The organism is Gemmobacter caeruleus, assembly GCF_008271655.1.
Lineage (GTDB): Bacteria > Pseudomonadota > Alphaproteobacteria > Rhodobacterales > Rhodobacteraceae > Gemmobacter > Gemmobacter caeruleus.
This window is the reverse complement of sequence record NZ_VKKX01000054.1, coordinates 52201-70857: the sequence shown is the minus strand read 5'-3', so window position 1 is coordinate 70857 and position 18657 is coordinate 52201. Positions and strand designations below refer to the sequence as shown.

Here is an 18657-nt window from a genome sequence, read left to right as displayed (position 1 = left end):
TGTGGCGTTTTTGCCCGCGCCTTATCCAAGCGCATGCTCCACCGCGGCGCCCAGCCGCAACAGCCGTTCCTCCTGCATGGCCGGCCCCATCAGCGACAGGCCGCAAGAGGGCTGCATGGTGGGCAGGGTCAACACGCAAAGCCCCATCAGATTGCCGATGCGGGTATTGCGCAGGGCCAGCAGGTTTTCGGCGGTGAAATAGGCGTGATCGTCGATCAGGCGCTGCGCATCGGGCGGAAGGATCGGCGAAGTGGGCAGCAGCACGGCGTCAAAGCCGCCGGTCCGCCGCTCCCATTCCTTGCGCAGATCGCCCAGGCGGCGCCAGGCGCGCACATATTCGGTGGCCTTGACGGTGGCGCCGGCGCGGAACCGCTCCAGCACCGGGGGAAACATCTTTTGCGGCGCGCCCTCGATCACCTCGCCCCAGATGGCATAGGCCTCGGGGGTGAACAGCAGGCCCGCCAGGTCCATCGCCTCGGCCACTTCGGGGGCGGTGAAATGGTCGATCGTGGCGCCGGCATTGGCCATGCGATGCAGCGCATCCTCGAACCCGTTGGCGGGGGCCTCGCGGATCTGGTCGAAGGCCACGGTATCCAGCACGCCGAACCGGGCATTGGTCAGCGTGGCGCCTTTCAGATCCGCCGGCCGACGCGCGGTCAGCGCCGACAGGATCAGCGCGCAATCCTCGACGGTAGAGGCCAGCGGCCCGACCGTATCGAACTGTTCGCAAAGCGGCACCACACCCTTGAGCGACAGCCGCCCATGCGTGGTCTTCAACCCGACCAGATCGTTCCAGGCGGCGGGCAGGCGCACCGATCCGCCGGTATCCGACGCGATTGCCGCCGCCGCCAGCCCGAAGGCCACCGACGCCGCCGCGCCCGAGGATGACCCGCCCGGCACCGCACCGGGAAAGTTGATGCAAGGCGGCGTCGCCGTCACCGGGTTGAGGCCAAGTCCGGAAAAGGCCAGTTCTGTCATATGGGTCTTGCCCAGACAGACCAGGCCCTGTGTGGTGGCGGTGTGCAGCACCTCGGCATCCTGCGCGGGGATGCGGCCCTTCAGCAGCGCGCTGCCGGCCTCGCAGGCCACGCCCGCCACATCGAAATTGTCCTTCCAGCTGAGCGGCACACCATCCAGCGGACCGATCCGCGTGCCGGCGCGCTGCCGTCCTGCCGCGGCGACGGCGGTCGAACGGGCGTGATCGGCGGTGGTGCGCGCATAGATCTGGCGTGCCTCGGGGTGGCGGGCGATCGCGTCCAGATAGGCTTCGGTCAGGTCCACCGGGTTGATCTTGCCCGCCTCGATCGCGCGGCCCAGATCCGCCGCGCTCCGCCCGAGCCATTTGTCCATCATCGCCCGACCCTCCTGTTTCGCCCCACGCTAGCGGCGCAACAACGCATGGACAATCCCGAACGGCGGGGCATAGTGGCGCCATGAGCGAAGATTGCGACATTCTGATTGCGGGCGGCGGGCTGAACGGGCCGGCGCTGGCGCTGGCACTGGCCCAGGGCGGGCTGAAGGTCATCGTGGTGGACAGCCGCCCTGCCCCGGCCCGCGCCGAGGCGGGGTTTGACGGGCGGGCCTATGCGCTGGCGCTGGCGTCGCGGCGGCTGCTGGCGGTGACGGGCGTCTGGCCCCGGATCGAAAGCCCCCAGCCGATCCTGAAGATCAAGGCCAGCGACGGGGTGGCCGGGCGCGGCCCCTCCCCTCTCTGGCTGGGCTTTGATTCGGCGGAACTGGAAGAAGGCCCGATGGGCTTCATGGTCGAAGACCGGCATCTTTACGCGGCCTTTCTGGCCGCTCTGCGCGACATGCCGGGCATCACGCTTCTGTCCGGCGAAACCGTGACGGCACAAGAGGTTGACCCGCAGGGAGTGACGGTCACGCTGGCATCGGGCCGGCAGATCGCGGCGCGGCTGCTGGTGGGCTGCGACGGGCGGCAATCGGGCGTGGCCAGCCGCGCGGGCATCCGCCGCAGCGGCTGGGGCTATGGCCAGACCGCGCTGGTCACCGCGATCCGGCACGAAAAGCACCATGAGGGCACCGCGCATCAGTTCTTCATGCCCTCGGGGCCGCTGGCCATCCTGCCGCTGGCAGGGGGGCACCATTCCAGCATCGTCTGGAGCGAGAGTGACGCCACCGCGCAGGCCATTCACGCGCTGGACGATGACGGCTATCTGGCCGCGCTGCGCCCGCGTTTCGGCGATTTTCTGGGCGAGATCGCGCTGGCCGGCGCGCGTTTCACCTATCCGCTGAACCTGACGCTGGCCAACAGCTTTGTCGCGCCACGCGTGGCACTGGTGGGCGATGCGGCGCACGGCGTGCATCCGATCGCCGGGCAGGGCCTGAACCTTGGCCTGCGCGACGTGGCGGCGCTGGCGCAGGTCGTGATCGAGGCGCATCGCCGCGGCGAGGATTTCGGCAGCCTGACCACACTGGAGCAATATCAGCGCTGGCGGCGGTTCGACAGCACGGTGCTGGCGCTTGGCATGGATAGCGTGAACCGGCTGTTTTCCAACGACAACCCGCTGCTGCGCGCCGGGCGCGATCTGGGGCTTGGGCTGGTGAATGCCATGCCGGGGCTGCGGCGCGGCTTCATGCGGCAGGCGGCGGGGCTGACCGGCGATCTGCCGCGGCTGCTGGCGGGGCGGCCGATCTGAGGCGCGGCGCTATTCCAGCGGGCGCGCCTCGGAAACCAGCATGATCGGGATGCCGTCGCGCACCGGAAAGGCCAGATTGGCCGCCTTGGAGATCAGCTCCTGCCGCTCCGCATCCCAGGTCAACTGGGCCTGCGTCACCGGGCAGACCAGCGATTCCAGCATCCGGCGTTCTACCGTGACCGTGTCCATCATTGCAGCGGCTCCCCGTCCGTGCCGCCCCGAAGGGCGATTTCCATCAAAGTGACCAGCGTCTCGCAGCGCGTGGGCAACGAGGGCGCCTCCAGCAGGGCCTGCTTGTCGGCGGCGTCGAAGGGGCACAGCATCGACAGCGTGGTGATCAGCAGCTCGGGCTCGGCCTCTTGCAGGCTGTCCCAATCGGTCGAAAGCCCCTGCGAGGCGAAATAGCGCGCCAGCAGATCCAGAAACCCGGCGCGGTCGAAACCGGGATAGGTCTCGGCCCCGGCCAGATCGCGGGCAAAGGGCGCCCAATCCACGGCAAAGCGGCGATAGGGGGTAAAACCCTCCACCTCGTCGCGCAGCCGGAACCGCGAGATGCCGGTCAGCGTGATCATGTAGCGGCCATCTTCGGTTTCCGAAAACCCGGTCAGCCTACCGGCGCATCCGATCAGATGCAGCCGCTGCCCGCCGGGCGTGTCATGCGGCTGCACCATGCCGATCAGCCGGTGATCGGTCTTCATGCAATCGGTCAGCATGGCCAGATAGCGCGGCTCGAAAATATGCAGCGGCAAACGGCCCCGGGGCAGCAACAGCGCCCCGGGCAAGGGAAAGACCGGGATCACCTCCGGCAGATCGGTCGTTCTTGTCATGGTTCAGAGCCTAGCCCGCCCACGGCGATCAGGCAAAGATCATTGACGAAAGCTTGCGCCGCCCCTTCAGCACAATGGGGTCTTGCGGCTTCAGCGCATCGAAAATGGTGAAAAGCTGCGCCCGGGCGGCGCCGTCATTCCATTCCCGGTCGCGGCGGAACAGATCGAGCAGTTCATCCACCGCTTCCTCGACCTTGCCGGCGGCATTCAGCGCCACGGCAAGATCAAAGCGCGCCTGATTGTTGGCGGGGTCGGCGGCAACGGCGGCGCGCAGCTCGGCCTCGGGGCCGGCATTGGCGGCCTGCTTGGCCAGTTCGATCTGGGCGCGGGCGGCCTCGACCTCTTTCGCCTGCGCGATCCTGGCCGGCGCGCCGGCGAGGAACGCCTCGGCCTGTTCCAGATTGCCGGCAGCCAGATGCGCACGGACCAGACCGCCAAAGGCGGCGGGGTTTTCCGGATCTTCGCCCAGGATGGCGGCAAAGATTTCGGCCGCCCCGAGGGCGTCACCCTCGGTCAGCGATTGCTCGGCCATGTCCAGCGCCTCGCCCAGACCGCCGTCACCGGCCATGCCCGCCACGCGGTCGATGAATTTCTGGATCTCGGATCCCGGCAGCGCGCCCTGGAAACCATCGACCGGCTGGCCCTGCCAAAAGGCATAGACGGTGGGAATCGACTGGATGCGCAGTTGCCCGGCGATCATCTGGTTTTCGTCAACATTGACCTTGACCATCTTGACCCGGCCCTTGGCCGCGGTCACCGCCGCCTCCAGCGCGGGGCCAAGCTGTTTGCAGGGGCCGCACCAGGGCGCCCAGAAATCGACGATCACCGGCACTTCGCGGCTGGTCTCGATCACGTCGGCCATGAAGGTGGCCTCGGACGAATCCTTGATCAGGTCGCCTTGCGGCAGGGCGTTTTCGGTCAGTCCGAACATGGGATCCTCACGCAGGATGGCTTTGCCCCCTATATGGGCGGCGCGGGCGCAAAGGCCAAGGGGGTTTGCAGCACCGCGCGGCGGCGATAGCCTGCGCCAAACCCGCGAGGAGCGCGCAATGCCCACCATCCTGACCTTTGGCGACAGCAATACCCACGGCACGCCCCCCATGGCCGACCCCGAGACCTATGCCCGTTTCGATGCGGCAACCCGCTGGCCGCAGGTCATGGCCCGCGCGCTTGGCTGGGATCTGGTCGAGGAAGGCCTGCCCGGCCGCACCGCGCAATTCGACGATCCGGGCATGGACGGGCTGATGAACGGCCACCCTGCCCTGCGCCAGGCGCTGCAAAGCCATGGGCCGATCGACGTGCTGACGATCATGCTGGGCACCAATGACGTGAAGACCCGCTTTGGCGCCAGCCCCGAAACCGTGATGGGCGGGGTCGCCGGGCTGCTCGATCTGGCGACGGGGGCCGAGATGCAGACCCGGCATGGCGGCTTTCGCGTCTTGCTGATCTGCCCGCCGCCGGTCATGGAAACCGGCGTTCTGGCCGCCGATTTCTGGGGGGCGGCCGCGAAATCCCGCGCCTTGCCGCCGCTTTATGCCGCGCTTGCGGCCTCGCGCAAGGCGGGGTTCCTCGATGCGGGTCAGGTGATCGCGGTCAGCCCGCTGGACGGCGTGCATTTCGAGGCCGCTGCCCATGCCACCCTTGGCGCCGCCGTGGCCGAGGCAGTGCGGCGGCTCTGATCACAGATCGAAGGTCGCCAGCACCGGCACATGGTCCGAGGGCTGATCCCAGCCCCGGCAGGGCCGCAGGATGCGCGAGCCATGCGCCGCGTTGGAAATGTCGGGCGTGGCCCAGATGTGATCCAGCCGGCGCCCCTTGTCGGCGCCATCCCAATCGGCGGCGCGATAGCTCCACCAGCTGTAAAGCCGCCCCTCGGGCAGATCCTGCCGCGTCACATCCACCCAGCGGCCGGCCTCCTGCGCGGCACCCAGATGCTCCACCTCGATCGGGGTATGGCTCACGATCTTCAGAAGCTGCTTGTGGCTCCAGACATCATCCTCGCGCGGGGCGATGTTGAGATCGCCCACCAGAATCGACCGCTCAGGCCGGTTGCCATGCGCCCAGTCGCGCATCTGCGTGAGGTAATCGAGCTTTTGGCCGAATTTCACGTTCTGTTCGCGGTCGGGGATGTCGCCGCCGGCAGGCACATAGAAATTATGGACCGTCACACCGTTTTCCAGCCGCGCCGCCACATGGCGCGCATGGCCGAGGGCCGCGAAATCCTCGCCGCCGGCATCGCTGATCGGCTGTTTCGACAGGATGGCGACGCCGTTATAGCCCTTTTGCCCCCGCGCGACGACATGGCTGTAGCCCAAGGCGCGGAACCCGTCGAAGGGGAACTTTTCCACCGGGGTCTTGATCTCTTGCAGGCAGAGGATATCGGGCGCCTCCTCCTGCATCAGGCGGCAGACCAGCGCCTCGCGCAGGCGGACCGAATTGATGTTCCAGGTGGCAATGGTAAAGGTCATGGGCATCTCCTTGGCCCCTATTTCTAGGGGCCAGACTGCCCTGGGGCAACCCGGAGCCTGCGGTTACTGAATGGTATAGGTGCCCGCTTCGCAGATGTTGGATTTGTCTTCCAGCACATCGCCATCGGCAAAGACCATCCGCAGGTCGTAATCGCAGCCGCTGGCCCCGGCGATCTGCACCTGCCCCTCGCTGCCGGCCGCCAGCGCGCCCCCGGCGAGGATGTTTTCCTCCCAGTTGTCGCTGCCCACGGGCGAGGCGTAGAATTCCGTCAGTTCCGACCCGGTCTGGTTCGACAGGGTAAAGGACACGTCATCGGCCAGAGCCAGCCCCGGCAGGGCCAGGGTCAGGCCGGCCACCATCAGAATGCAACGCAGGATCATTGCGCGGACCTCCGGGCGCGGGGTGCGCCTTGTGCCAAAGATAGGGGTTTGGCCCCGCGTTTCAACTGCCGCGCCAGGGGGGAGAATTCGGCGCCGCGCGTCAGGCCAGACGAAAATGACCGGGCCCAAGGCCCGGCCAGTCACCCTCAGGGAGGCGAACGGCAGACTGCCAAGCGCCGTTCACCCGTTCAGGCTAACACAACCCAGAAGAGAATTCCAGCAATGTCGCGCCGGGCGGCGGACAGAAAAAAGGCCGGGCAAGATGCCCGGCCAGTCCAACAGGGAGGAGCCGTGTCATAACCCCGACACGGCGAGGGGAACCGATGGGCCAGACGATGAAATGGGGAACATCGCCCTGCCGTTCACCCAGATTTATGTGCGCATCCTGTCAACAATAAGGCCCATAGATGTTAATTTCCACCTAAAGCCGCAGCGTTGCGAATGCGTCACACCACCAGCCGGTAACCCCCGCTCTCTGTTACCAGCAGACGGGCGTTGGAGGGATCGGGTTCAATCTTCTGCCGCAGACGGTAGATATGGGTCTCGAGCGTATGGGTCGTGACCCCGGCATTATAGCCCCAGACCTCATGCAGCAGCACATCCCGCGCCACAACCCCTTGTTGAGCGCGATAGAGGAACTTCAAGATATTCGTCTCTTTCTCGGTCAGACGAACCTTGCGTTCTTTCTCGTCCACCAGCAGCTTCTGCGCCGGCTTGAACGTGTAGGGGCCAAGCTGAAAGATCGCATCCTCGGATTGTTCATGCTGGCGCAGTTGCGCGCGGATACGCGCCAGCAGCACCGGAAACTTGAAGGGTTTGGTCACATAGTCATTCGCCCCGGCATCCAGACCCAGAATCGTATCCGCATCCGAATCATGCCCGGTCAGCATCAGCACCGGGCATTTCACCCCGGCCTTGCGCAGCCGCCGGCACAATTCACGCCCGTCGGTATCGGGCAGGCCCACATCCAGAATGACGATGTCGTAATTGTCGGCCTTGGCCTTTTCCATACCCTCCAGCCCGGTCGAGGCCTCGAACACGTCGAAATCCTCGGTCATCACAAGCTGTTCGCTCAGCGCCTCGCGCAGGTCGTCATCATCATCGACGAGCAGGATCTTCCGAAGCTGGGCCATGGCACCTCTCCTTGTTTGCCCCTCACAGATGCGCGAGGCCCGGCGTCACGACAAGATTTGCGACAGAACCCTCACGCGGACGTGTCGCATGACCGGGATATGTTTCAATTCCGCGCCGCGACCGTTACATGAAAGGAAAAAGGAAGCCGCCATGCCGCTGAGCCCGAGCATCGTCGAACGCCTGACCCGCGCGCGGGGCGATCTGCGCATGGGCGTGCCGGTGGTGCTGGTCAGCCAGGGCCGCGCCGCGCTGGCCGTCGCGGTCGAGGTGCTGACCGAGCCGCGCCTCGCCGATCTGCGCCTGATCGGCAGGCCGGAACTGGCGCTGACCGCACGGCGCGCGCAGACGCTGCGCGCGCAGGTCTATGACGGTGACAGCGCCCGCCTCGCGGTGCCCGCCGATCTGGGGGTGGACTGGCTGCGCGCCATGGCCGACCCGGCCGATGATCTGCGCATGCCCATGAAGGGGCCGTTCCTCTGCCTGCGCGACGGCGATCCGGCGCTGGCCCGGGCGGCGCTGCGGCTGGTGAAATCGGCGCATCTGTTGCCGGCCGCGCTTCTGGTGCCGGTTACCGACGGTGCCGCGGCGGCGGCGCGGCTGAACCTGACGCTGATCGACCTGGCCGAGGCCGCGCCGGAGTTGGACCGCGCCGCGGTGATGAACGAGATCGTCGCCGCGCGCCTGCCGATGCTGGCCTCCGAGGCGGGCCGGGTGCATATCTTCCGCCCCGAGGATGGCGGCGAGGAACATTACGCAATCGAGATCGGCCAGCCCCCGCGCGATCAGCCCGTGCTGGCGCGTCTGCATTCGGCCTGTTTCACCGGCGATGTGCTGGGCAGTCTGAAATGCGATTGCGGACCGCAACTGCGCGCCGCGCTGGCCCAGATGGGAGCCGAGGGGGCGGGTGTGCTGCTCTATCTCAACCAGGAGGGGCGCGGCATCGGGCTGGCCAACAAGATGCGCGCCTATTCCTTGCAGGATCAGGGCTTTGACACGGTCGAGGCCAATCATCGACTGGGATTCGAGGATGACGAGCGCGATTTCCGCATCGGTGCCGCGATCCTGCGCCAGCTGGGCTTTGGTGCGGTGCGGCTGCTGACCAACAACCCCCGCAAGATCGCCATGATGGAGGGCCAGGGTATCACCGTGACCGAGCGTGTCGCGCTCAAGGTCGGTGAGACGGCGCAGAACCGCGCCTATCTGGCGACCAAGGCGACCAAGTCGGGGCATCTTCTGTAGCAAGCGCTTCTCAAAACGCTTTCAAATCGCTATTCTGCCCCCACAAGGGCGGAGGATGGCATGGCGCGCAAGGCAGTGGCGAAGGATGACGAGATTTTTGCGCTGCGTCTGGCGCGGAGCGCGCCCGATCTCTGGCCCATGCTGGAGCGGCTTTATGGCCATCGCGCGGAGTATCCCGCCTTTCGCGACCGCCTGCTGACGGCGCTGCGCACAGCCTGGGCTGACCGACCGAAAGACCTGCGGCGGCTGGACCTGCAACGCGACCTCGAACCCGACTGGTTCCAGCGGCCTGATCGCGTGGGCTATGTCTTCTACATCGACCGCTTTGCCGGCGATCTGCGCAAAGTGCTGGACAAGCTGGATTATCTTGAGGATCTGGGTGTCAGCTATGTGCATCTGATGCCCTGCCTCAAGCCCCGGCCAGGCGATAGCGACGGCGGCTATTCCGTGATGGATTACCGCGCGGTGAACCCGGCCTATGGCACGATGGAGGATCTGGAGAGCGTCGCCACCGCCCTGCGCGCGCGTGGCATGAATCTCTGTGTCGATCTGGTGCTGAACCACACCGCCAAGGAACATGACTGGGCCGAACGCGCCCGCGCGGGCGACCCGACCTATCAGGACTATTACCTGATGTTCGACTCCGATACCGAACCAAAGCGATTTGAGGAAACCCTGGTCGAGGTATTTCCCGACAATGCACCGGGCAATTTCACCTATTATCCCGATTTCGGGAAATGGGTCTGGACCACCTTCAACGAACATCAGTGGGATCTGAACTGGGCCAATCCGCAGGTCTTTCTGGAAATCACCGAGATCATGCTGTTCCTCGCCAATCGCGGGGTGGATGTGCTGCGGCTGGACGCGGTGGCCTTCATGTGGAAACGGCTCGGCACGCGCTGCCAGTCGGAGCCCGAGGTGCATATGCTGCTGCAAGCGCTGCGCGCCTGTTGCCGTATTGCCTGCCCAGCCGTGCTGCATCTGGAAGAAGCGATCGTCGCCCCGGCCGAGATGCTGCCCTATTTCGGACGCGGTGCGCATGATGGCAAAGAGGGCAATCTGGCCTATCACAACAGCCTGATGGTGCAGTTCTGGAACGCGCTGGCCACGCGCGACACCCGGATGATGACCCATGTGATGCAGACGCATTTCCCGCCGGTGCTGACCAACGCGACCTATGCGACCTATATCCGCTGCCATGACGATATCGGCTGGGCAGTGACCGATGAGGATGCGGCGGTGTTCGGCATCTCGGGGCCCGGACATCGCGCCTATCTCGCGGATTTCTACGAGGGGCGCTTTCCCGGCAGTTTCGCGCGCGGCGCGCTGTTTCAGGAAAACCCGGCGACCGGCGACAAGCGGATTTCGGGCAGCTTTGCCTCGCTCGCCGGGCTGGAAAAGGCCCTGAGCGAGGGCGATGCGGGCGCCGCCGAACAAGCGGTGCAGCGGGTGCTTCTGGGCCATGCGCTGATCGCGGGGTTTGGCGGTATCCCCCTGATCTATATGGGCGATGAACTGGCGACGCTGAACGATTACAGCTATCGTGATCGGCCCGACCATGCCCATGACAGCCGCTGGCTGCATCGTCCGATGATGGATTGGGCCCTTGCCGCCACGCGGCACAGCGCCGACACACCTGCCGCGCGCTGTTTCCGCGGCGTGCGGCATATCCTGGCGCGGCGCAAGGCGGTGGCGGAACTGCATGGCGGCGTGCCAACCGAGATTCTCTCGGCGCCGATCCCGGGCCTGTTCATCGCGGCCCGCCATGCGCCGACCCACAACCTGCTGGGTATCTACAACTTTTCCGAGGGCTGGAGCCACCTGCCCGCCGACTGGCTGCGCGCGCAGGGGATCACCCGCTTTCACGACGAGCTGTCAGAGGCCGCGGTCGCGCTGCATGACGGGCATATCGCGCTGCCGCCTCAGGCCCGGCTCTGGCTGGTCTGAGCGTCAGGCGTAGCTGCGCGCGCCAAAGATCGCGCTGCCCACGCGCACATGGGTCGCGCCATGGGCGATCGCGCTTTCAAAATCGCCGCTCATCCCCATCGACAGGCCGGCAACCCCGTTGCGCGCCGCAATCGCGGCCAGCATGCGGAAATGCGGCGCGCTGTCCTCGCCCTCGGGCGGGATACACATCAGCCCGGCCACCGGCAGATCCATCAGCGCGCAGGCCCGGATGAAATCATCGGCCTGATCGGGCAATATGCCTGCCTTTTGCGGCTCGGCCCCGGTATTGACCTGAACGAACAGTTCCGGGCAGGTGCCGCGGATCTGCACCAGGCGCGCCAGCTTTTCCGCCAGCGACGGACGGTCGAGCGTGTGTAGCGCGTCAAACAGTTCCAGCGCGGTCTTAGCCTTGTTGGTTTGCAGCGGCCCGATCATATGGACCGAGGTGCCGGCAAAGCGTTCGCGCAGAGAGGGCCATTTTCCTGCGGCCTCCTGCACATAATTCTCGCCAAAGATGCGATGCCCGGCCTCCAGCACCGCGACCACACGGTCAAGCGGCTGCACCTTGGACACGGCGATCAGCGTCACGGCGCCTTCGGGCCGCCCGGCGGCGCGTTCGGCTGCGGCGATGCGTGCGGAAATCTCTGCCAGTGCCATGCGGTCCCTCCTGTTTCAGACGGGATAATGGCCCGGACCCAAAAAGAAAAGAGCGGCAATGCCCGCTCTTTCCCTCGAACTGATCCGGTTGGATCAGAACGACATGGTGATGCCGAGGTCGGCAACGGTGTCGGCGTTGTAGTCGGAGTCGACCACACCGGCTTTGACTTTCGCGCCACCGCCCAGGTCGTAGGCAACGCCCAGACCGAAGGTGTCCATGTCGCCAGCGGCGCCGAAGTCGTCGCGACGGGCGAAGGCGGTGAGGGTGGTCGCGTCCATGCCGTAGTCAACCGACAGGCCGAACGACTTTTCGATCGCCATGTTGCTGAAGTCAGCGTAGTAGGCTTTGACTTTGGCAGCGCCGAACGAGCCCGAACCGCCGAGAATGATTTCTTCGGCAGTGTCGTTGCCCGGGGTGCCCGACAGGTAGGCCAGAGCGACCGAGTAGGCGTCGGTGTCGTAGGCGACGCCGATCGAGTACGAAGCGTCGGCGTCAACGGTGGCCGGATTGTCATCCGAACCGTCGGTCAGGCCAACGTGGAAGCCGATAGCGCCAGCCGAGTACGAGTACAGAGCGCCGGTGCCGTCGAAGTCGTTGCCGTCATCGCCGTTGATGTAGGGGATGTCCGAGTAGTCGCCGAGGCCGGTGTAGCCAACGCCCGACAGGTCGCCCAGAGCGGCTTCACCAGCGGAAACGACGTCGCCCATCGCGAGCTTGCCGAAAGCGCCCGAAACCCAGATGGTGCCAGCGCCCATGTTGGTGTTGCCAGCAGCGCCAGCAGCGTTGTCGGCGCGGAACGAAGCGCCGAACGACAGGCCGCTGTCCGACTCGGCCGACAGATCGAACTGAACGCGAGCGCGAGCGCTGAACTGCACGTCGTTGCCGTCATACACGACACCCATGCGGCCATTGCCCGAAACGGCGACTTCAGCAGCAGCGAAGCCGGTGGTAGCAGCCAGGATGCTGGTCGCCAGAAGAATCTTTTTCATCGTTTTCCCTCGTTGTCTCAAGGTGCGGCCCAACTCAGGGGAATCCGAGTTGGGTATGGCATCCTTTTCAGCCCAACCGCCCCGGATTGCAATCGCCGCGGCGCGGCCCGGGCGAAACGCGGGCAGGGTGGTGCAGGCTTGCCACAGTGCCCCGGCGCGGGGCCGAAAAACACGGCATTCATCCCGCCTGTCCATCCCGGCAAAGTGGCACCCGTCCGCCCGCTCGCGCGCGAATCCTGCATGACTCGCACGCGAGGCGGGCGGGGCAAAAGCCCTTGTTTGCCTTGCCCCCCTCGGTATAGACAGCAAGGAAGCACGTCGAAGGAACCGGGAATGAACCTCAAGAGCCTCGCCGCACCTACCCTTGCCGGAAGCCTTGTTCTGGCGCTTGCCGCCTGCGGGGGTGGCGGGTCGGGCTTCGGGTCCAACCCCTTTGGCCGCCGCGACAGCGTGCCGAGCGCCGAGCAATTCGACCAGCGCCAGACCGCCCGCGCACAGCGCAACGCCATCGAAAAGATCGAAGAGGCGCGCAAGCAGGAAGACAAGGGCACGATCTGGGATCTGTTCACCAACTCGCGCGACCCCAATACCACGGTGCAGGTGAACCGCTATCTGTGGCAATCCTCGCTTGAGGTGCTGAATTTCCTGCCGATCGAATCGGTCGATCCGTTCACCGGCGTCATCGTGACCGGCTATGGCACCCCGCCCGGCGGCGGCCGCGCCTATCGCGCTACGATCTATGTCAGCGATCCGGCGCTGGACGCGCGGTCGCTCAAGATCTCGCTTCAGGGGCGCGGCGGCTCTGTTTCGCCCGAGACGCAGCGCGCGGTCGAGGATGCGATCCTGACCCGGGCCCGCGAATTGCGCGTGCGCGACAGCAAGCTGTAAGAACAGCCCCCGCTTTTCACCGGAAGGCCGCGTGATTTCACGCGGCCTTCTTGCTTGGGCTGGACCTTCGCCGCCCGTCCGGTGTAATTCCGCGCGGATAATCCAGCGGAATGAGGCGAGCATGTCGCGTTACGAACCGAGCCAGATCGAGCCGAAATGGCAGCAGACCTGGGATGAGGCCGGGGTGTTTACCGCCCGGCGCGACGCGGCCAAGCCGAAATACTATGTGCTGGAGATGTTCCCCTACCCGTCGGGCCGCATCCATATGGGCCATGTGCGCAACTACACGATGGGCGATGTGGTGGCGCGGTTCAAATCCTCCTGCGGCTATTCCGTGCTGCATCCGATGGGCTGGGACGCCTTCGGGATGCCGGCCGAAAATGCCGCGATGGAGCGTGGCGGCCATCCGAAGGACTGGACCTATGGCAATATCGCCGACATGCGCGGGCAGATGAAGCCACTGGGCCTGTCGATCGACTGGAGCCGCGAATTCGCCACCTGCGACCCGGAATATTACGGCCAGCAGCAGGCCATGTTCATCGACATGATGGAAAAGGGGCTGGTCTATCGCAAGGCGGCGGTGGTGAACTGGGATCCGGTCGATATGACCGTTCTGGCCAATGAACAGGTGATCGACGGCAAGGGCTGGCGCTCGGGCGCCGTGGTGGAGCGGCGCGAGCTGACCCAGTGGTTCTTCAAGATCTCCCACATGGCGGGTGATCTGCTGGATTCGCTGGATGGCCTGAAGGACTGGCCCGAGAAGGTGCGCCTGATGCAGGCCAACTGGATCGGCAAGTCGCGCGGGCTGCAATTCGGCTTTGAAACCGTGGCGGCGCCGGCAGGCTTTGACCGGCTGGAGGTCTATACCACCCGCCCCGACACGCTGATGGGCGCCTCTTTCGCCGGGATCAGCCCGGATCACCCGCTGGCGAAGGAACTGGAAAAGACCAACCCGCAGATCGCCGCCTTTGTCGCGGAATGCCGCCGCATCGGCACCAGCGAGGAGGCCCTGCAAACCGCCGAGAAGCTGGGCATGGATACCGGCATCCGGGTGAAGCACCCGTTGGACCCGAACTGGGAGCTGCCGGTCTGGATCGCGAATTTCATCCTGATGGATTACGGCACCGGCGCGATTTTCGGCTGCCCGGCGCATGACCAGCGCGATTTCGAATTCGCGACCAAATACGGCCTGCCGATCAAGGCGGTCTATGTGGCCGAAGGCGCGGAGGATGCGCCGCTGACTGATGCCTATGTGCCGATGAAATCCGAGCGGGTTCAATATGTTCGCGGCATCGCCGACAACAAGCCGATGACCGGCGACGAGGGCGTGGCCGAGGCGATTGCGCTGGCCGAGGCCAAGGGCTTTGGCCAGGGTGTCACCAAATTCCGTCTGCGCGACTGGGGCATTTCGCGTCAGCGTTACTGGGGCTGCCCGATTCCGGTCGTGCATTGCCCGACCTGCGGCGTGGTGGCCGAGCGGAAGGAAAACCTGCCGGTCGAGCTGCCCTATGACGTGAGCTTTGACAAGCCCGGCAACCCGCTGGACCGGCACGCCACCTGGCGCGACTGCACCTGCCCGAAATGCGGCGCCCCGGCGCAGCGCGAGACGGATACGATGGATACTTTCGTCGATTCGTCCTGGTATTACGCCCGCTTCACCGCACCCCGCGCCACCACCCCGACCGTGGCCGAAGATGCCGATTACTGGATGAATGTGGACCAGTATATCGGCGGCATCGAACATGCGATCCTACACCTGCTGTATAGCCGCTTCTTCGCCCGCGCGATGAACGAGACCGGCCACCTGCCCGCCAAGGCGCGCGAGCCGTTCAACGCGCTGTTCACGCAGGGCATGGTCACGCACGAGATCTACAAGACCACCGATGACAAGGGCCGCCCGGTCTATCACCTGCCCGAAGACATCATCCGCAGCGAGGCCGGCGCCACGCTGAAGGACGGCACCGCGGTCGAGGTCATCCCCTCGGCCAAGATGTCGAAATCCAAGAAGAATGTCGTCGATCCGATGAACATCATCGCCTCTTTCGGCGCCGATACCGCGCGGTGGTTCGTGATGTCGGACAGCCCGCCGGAACGCGACGTGGAATGGACGGCGGCGGGGGCCGAGGCGGCTTACAAGCATCTTTCCCGCGTCTGGAACCTGTGTTCGCGCATCGGCGAAATGCCGGCGGACCACACCGGCCCCGATGATGCGGCGCTGCTGAAAGCCACCGCCAAGGCCATCGACGAGGTGACCCGCGGCATTGAGGGCTTTGCCTTCAACAAGGCCATCGCGACGCTTTACGCCTTTACCAACACGCTGGCCAAGGCCGATGCGGCGACGCCGGTGATGAAACAGGCGATCCGCACGCTGGCGCAACTGATGTCGCCCATGGTGCCGCATATCGCGGAATCCATCTGGTCCTATCAGGGCGGCGCGGGGCTTTGCGCGCAGGCGCCCTGGCCCAAGGCCGACCCCGCGCTGCTGGTCGATGATACCGTGACCCTGCCGATCCAGATCAACGGCAAGCGGCGGGCGGAAATCAGCGTGCCGAAGGATATGGCGGCAGCAGAGGTTGAAAAGATCGCGCTGGCGAACGAGGATGTGGTCAAGTTCCTGGCCGGGCAGCCGGTCAAGAAGATCATCGTCGTTCCGGGGCGCATCATCAATGTCGTGGCATAAACGCCGTCAGTTCATGGCCCTTGCGGGTGCGGCCCTTGCGGGCTGCACCTTTACCCCCGCCTATGCGCCCGGCGGCCCCGCCGAGGCGCTGCAAGGCGCGGTGCGGGTGGACAGCCCCGATACCAAGAACGGTTTCGATCTGGTCGAACGGCTGGAGGAACGGCTGGGTCGCCCCACCGATCCGCGCTTCAAGCTGGCCTATCAGATCAAGACCGACCGTATCGGCGTGGGCGTCACCACCGGCAATGCGATCACCCGCTATCACCTGCGCGGCCGCGTCGATTGGCGGCTGACCGACATGGCCGGCGGCAGCGTGACCGAGGGTGTGGCCGAGGGCTTTACCGCCTGGTCGGCCACCGGCTCCACCGTGTCGGGCCTCGCGGCCGAGGAGGATGCGGGCTATCGGCTGATGCGGATTCTGGCCGACCAGATCGTGACGCGCCTGCTGGCCAGCGTCGGCCACACCCCATGAAACTGTCCGGGGCGGCGGCGGTCGGCTATTTCGCCAAACCTGACCCCGATGCGGCGGGGATCCTGATCTATGGACAGGATGCCATGCGCGTGGCGCTGCGCCGACAAGAGGTGATCCTGGCGCTGATCGGCCCCGAGGGCGAAGGCGAGATGCGGCTTACCCGGCTTCAGGGCGGCGATCTGCGCAAGGATCCGGCGCTGATCATGGATGCGATGAAGGCGCAGGGGTTCTTTCCCGGCCCGCGCGTGGCCTTTGTCGAGGACACCCCCGACAGCGCCGCCGCCGCCATCACCGAGGCGCTGAAGGATTGGCGGCCCGGCGATGCGCAGATCGTCGTGACCTCATCCAGCCTCACCACCAAATCGGCGCTGGTCAAACTGTTCGACGCCCATCCGACGGCGCGGTCGGTCGGCATCTATGACGATCCGCCCTCGCGCGAGGAGATCGAGACCACCTTGCGCAAAAGCGGCCTGACCGAGATCAGCCGCGAGGCGATGACCGATCTTCAGTCGCTGGCGCGGGAACTCGATCCCGGCGATTTCCGCCAGACGGTCGAAAAGATCGCGCTCTATAAATGGGGCGATGCCACGCCACTGGCCCCGGCCGAGGTCGCCGCCATGGCCCCGGCCACGGTGGATACCGAGGTGGATGAGGTGCTGGAGGCGGTGTCGGAGGGGCGCGGCGCGGCGGTCGGCCAATTGATGCGGCGGCTGGAGGGGCAAGGCGTTCTGCCGGTCACGCTGTGCATCTTTGCGATGCGGCATTTCCGGCTGCTGCATGCGATTGCCGTCGATCCGCGCGGCCCGGCCTCGTTCCGGGTGCGTGGCCCGCGCAGGGACCGCATCCTGCGGCAGGCGCAGGATTGGGGCGTGCGGCGGCTGGAAGAGGCGCTGGCGCTGATCGTGGAAACCGACCTCACGCTGCGCTCGGCCTCGCGCGCGCCGGCCATGGCGGTGATGGAACGCGCGCTGATCCGTCTGGCGATGATGAAACGCTAAAGACAAAAACGGGGGCCGCAGCCCCCGCTTACACAGCACCCCGTTCCGGTTCAGAATTCCAGCGGCCGGTCGCCGTTTTCATCGCGGATCCGGCTGGGCAGGCCCATCTTGTTCAGCAGGTTGATGAAGGGCCGAGGATCCAGATCCTCCACATTCGCCATATGGCCGACATCCCAGATGCCGTCGGCAATCAGGATCGCGGCGGTCACGGGCGGCACACCGGCGGTATAGCTGATGCCCTGGCTGCCGACCTCCTCATAGGCTTCCTTGTGGTCGGCGACGTTATAGAGCAGGATTTCCTTCTCCACCCCGTCTTTCACGCCCTTCACCACATCGCCGATGCAGGTCTTGCCGGTATAGTGGGGCGCAAGGCTGGCCGGATCGGGCAGCACGGCCTTGACGACCTTGAGCGGGATCACCTCTTGCCCCTCGGCGGTTTTCACCGGCTGTTCCGACAGCAGGCCCAGGTTCTTCAGCACAGTGAAGACATTGATATAGTGATCGCCAAAGCCCATCCAGAACCGCACATCGGCGTCCTTGTAGCGGGCCGACAGCGAATGCACCTCGTCATGGCCGGTCAGATAGGCCTTCTGGTCGCCCACCACCGGCAGGGTCCAGGTCTTGCCGACCTCGAACATGCTGTTCGACTGCCAGCCGCCATTCTGCCAGCTATAAGCCGTGCCGGTGAATTCGCGGAAATTGATCTCGGGGTCGAAATTGGTGGCGAACCATTTGCCGTGCGACCCGGCGTTGATATCCACGATGTCGATCGAGGTGATGGTGTCGAGCATCCCTTCGGCGACCCGCGCCCAGGCGTTCACCACGCCGGGGTCAAAGCCGATACCCAGGATCGCCGTGACGCCCGCCGCCTTGCAGCGGTCACGGCGTTGCCATTCGTAATTGCCATACCACGGCGGCGTTTCGCAGATCTTCTGGGGGTCTTCGTGAATCGCCGTGTCCATATAGGCGGCGCCGGTTTCGATACAGGCCTCCAGCACCGTCATGTTGACGAAGGACGAGCCCACATTGATCACGATCTGGCAGCCGGTCTTGCGGATCAGCGCGGCCACTTCGGCACTGTCCATCGCGTTCACCGCATGGGCCTCGAAAATGCCGGGCTGCTTCATCGCGCCCTTTTCATGGACGCTGGCAATGATCGCCTCGCATTTCGCCCGCGTGCGGCTGGCGATATGCAGATCGCCCAGCCGGTCATTATGCTGCGCGCATTTATGCGCCACGACCTGAGCCACGCCACCGGCGCCGATGATCAACACGTTCCGTTTCACTTCGAACCGTCTCCTTTAAGGACTGTGGGA

General features: G+C 65.5%; 18 protein-coding genes. 8 read left to right on the top strand and 10 right to left on the bottom strand.

From position 1 onward, the window contains the following. Positions 1 to 21: 21 nt before the first annotated feature. Entirely contained in the window at positions 22 to 1350 is a 1329-nt protein-coding gene (locus FOA17_RS18935; RefSeq protein WP_149143110.1) for an amidase, read from the bottom strand. A gap of 83 nt (positions 1351 to 1433) precedes the next feature. On the opposite strand from FOA17_RS18935, the gene FOA17_RS18930 reads away from it, so the two are divergent. Next, positions 1434 to 2660 carry an FAD-dependent monooxygenase gene (locus FOA17_RS18930; RefSeq protein WP_149143080.1) on the top strand — a complete coding sequence of 409 codons (1227 nt, stop codon included), beginning with the start codon at positions 1434 to 1436 and terminating at the stop codon, positions 2658 to 2660. 9 nt (positions 2661 to 2669) lie between these two features. Here the strand turns inward: FOA17_RS18930 and FOA17_RS18925 are convergent, their stop codons facing one another. Genes FOA17_RS18925 through FOA17_RS18915 form a run of 3 tightly spaced genes read right to left on the bottom strand, consistent with a single transcriptional unit; the run spans position 2670 to position 4418 of the window. Beyond that, positions 2670 to 2852, bottom strand: coding sequence for a Trm112 family protein (locus FOA17_RS18925; RefSeq protein ID WP_149143079.1), 183 nt, complete (start codon positions 2850 to 2852; stop codon positions 2670 to 2672). Then, a complete protein-coding gene (locus FOA17_RS18920; RefSeq protein WP_149143078.1) occupies positions 2849 to 3487 on the bottom strand; it encodes an LON peptidase substrate-binding domain-containing protein in 639 nt (212 codons plus the stop codon). The genes FOA17_RS18925 and FOA17_RS18920 overlap by 4 nt, the downstream gene beginning before the upstream one ends. Positions 3488 to 3515: 28 nt before the next feature. Then, positions 3516 to 4418, bottom strand: a complete 903-nt coding sequence (locus tag FOA17_RS18915; RefSeq protein WP_149143077.1) for a thioredoxin family protein — start codon at positions 4416 to 4418, stop codon at positions 3516 to 3518. Positions 4419 to 4536: 118 nt separating this feature from the next. Here FOA17_RS18915 and FOA17_RS18910 point away from each other — a divergent pair, with 118 nt between their 5' ends. After that, positions 4537 to 5166, top strand: coding sequence for an SGNH/GDSL hydrolase family protein (locus FOA17_RS18910; RefSeq protein ID WP_149143076.1), 630 nt, complete (start codon positions 4537 to 4539; stop codon positions 5164 to 5166). Here the strand turns inward: FOA17_RS18910 and FOA17_RS18905 are convergent, their stop codons facing one another. The 3 genes from FOA17_RS18905 to FOA17_RS18895 form a co-directional block, all read right to left on the bottom strand. Next, positions 5167 to 5955, bottom strand: coding sequence for an exodeoxyribonuclease III (locus FOA17_RS18905; RefSeq protein ID WP_149143075.1), 789 nt, complete (start codon positions 5953 to 5955; stop codon positions 5167 to 5169). A 63-nt stretch (positions 5956 to 6018) separates the two neighbouring features. Then, on the bottom strand, positions 6019 to 6336 hold the full coding sequence (locus tag FOA17_RS18900) for a hypothetical protein (RefSeq protein ID WP_149143074.1): 318 nt from the start codon (positions 6334 to 6336) through the stop codon (positions 6019 to 6021). Between the two features lie 446 nt (positions 6337 to 6782). Continuing rightward, positions 6783 to 7469, bottom strand: coding sequence for a response regulator transcription factor (locus FOA17_RS18895; RefSeq protein ID WP_149143073.1), 687 nt, complete (start codon positions 7467 to 7469; stop codon positions 6783 to 6785). Positions 7470 to 7620: 151 nt separating this feature from the next. Between FOA17_RS18895 and ribA the strand changes: the two genes are divergently transcribed. Both ribA and FOA17_RS18885 read left to right on the top strand, forming a co-directional pair. Next, a complete protein-coding gene (gene ribA, locus FOA17_RS18890) occupies positions 7621 to 8709 on the top strand; it encodes a GTP cyclohydrolase II (protein WP_149143072.1) in 1089 nt (362 codons plus the stop codon). A gap of 60 nt (positions 8710 to 8769) precedes the next feature. Then, the gene (locus tag FOA17_RS18885) at positions 8770 to 10656 is read left to right on the top strand and encodes an alpha-amylase family protein (protein ID WP_149143071.1); all 1887 of its coding nucleotides are present in this window, start codon (positions 8770 to 8772) and stop codon (positions 10654 to 10656) included. A 3-nt stretch (positions 10657 to 10659) separates the two neighbouring features. Here the strand turns inward: FOA17_RS18885 and FOA17_RS18880 are convergent, their stop codons facing one another. Beyond that, positions 10660 to 11313 (bottom strand): YggS family pyridoxal phosphate-dependent enzyme, encoded by a 654-nt coding sequence (locus tag FOA17_RS18880; protein WP_149143070.1) that lies wholly within the window; start codon positions 11311 to 11313, stop codon positions 10660 to 10662. Positions 11314 to 11406: 93 nt separating this feature from the next. Next, positions 11407 to 12303: a porin gene (locus FOA17_RS18875; RefSeq protein WP_149143069.1), complete on the bottom strand. Its 897-nt coding sequence runs from the start codon at positions 12301 to 12303 to the stop codon at positions 11407 to 11409. A 333-nt stretch (positions 12304 to 12636) separates the two neighbouring features. On the opposite strand from FOA17_RS18875, the gene FOA17_RS18870 reads away from it, so the two are divergent. The 4 genes from FOA17_RS18870 (at position 12637) to holA (ending at position 17341) form a co-directional block, all read left to right on the top strand. Further along, complete coding sequence (locus FOA17_RS18870) at positions 12637 to 13191, top strand: DUF3576 domain-containing protein (protein WP_149143068.1); 555 nt, start codon at positions 12637 to 12639, stop codon at positions 13189 to 13191. 121 nt (positions 13192 to 13312) lie between these two features. Then, on the top strand, positions 13313 to 15871 hold the full coding sequence (gene leuS, locus FOA17_RS18865; RefSeq protein ID WP_149143067.1) for a leucine--tRNA ligase: 2559 nt from the start codon (positions 13313 to 13315) through the stop codon (positions 15869 to 15871). Positions 15872 to 15884: 13 nt separating this feature from the next. Then, complete coding sequence (gene lptE, locus FOA17_RS18860) at positions 15885 to 16343, top strand: LPS assembly lipoprotein LptE (RefSeq protein WP_238991893.1); 459 nt, start codon at positions 15885 to 15887, stop codon at positions 16341 to 16343. Next, entirely contained in the window at positions 16340 to 17341 is a 1002-nt protein-coding gene (gene holA, locus FOA17_RS18855; RefSeq protein ID WP_149143065.1) for a DNA polymerase III subunit delta, read from the top strand. The genes lptE and holA overlap by 4 nt, the downstream gene beginning before the upstream one ends. A gap of 50 nt (positions 17342 to 17391) precedes the next feature. On the opposite strand, the gene FOA17_RS18850 is transcribed toward holA, so the two are convergent. Continuing rightward, positions 17392 to 18627 (bottom strand): saccharopine dehydrogenase family protein, encoded by a 1236-nt coding sequence (locus FOA17_RS18850; RefSeq protein WP_149143064.1) that lies wholly within the window; start codon positions 18625 to 18627, stop codon positions 17392 to 17394. Between the last annotated feature and the right edge of the window lie 30 nt (positions 18628 to 18657).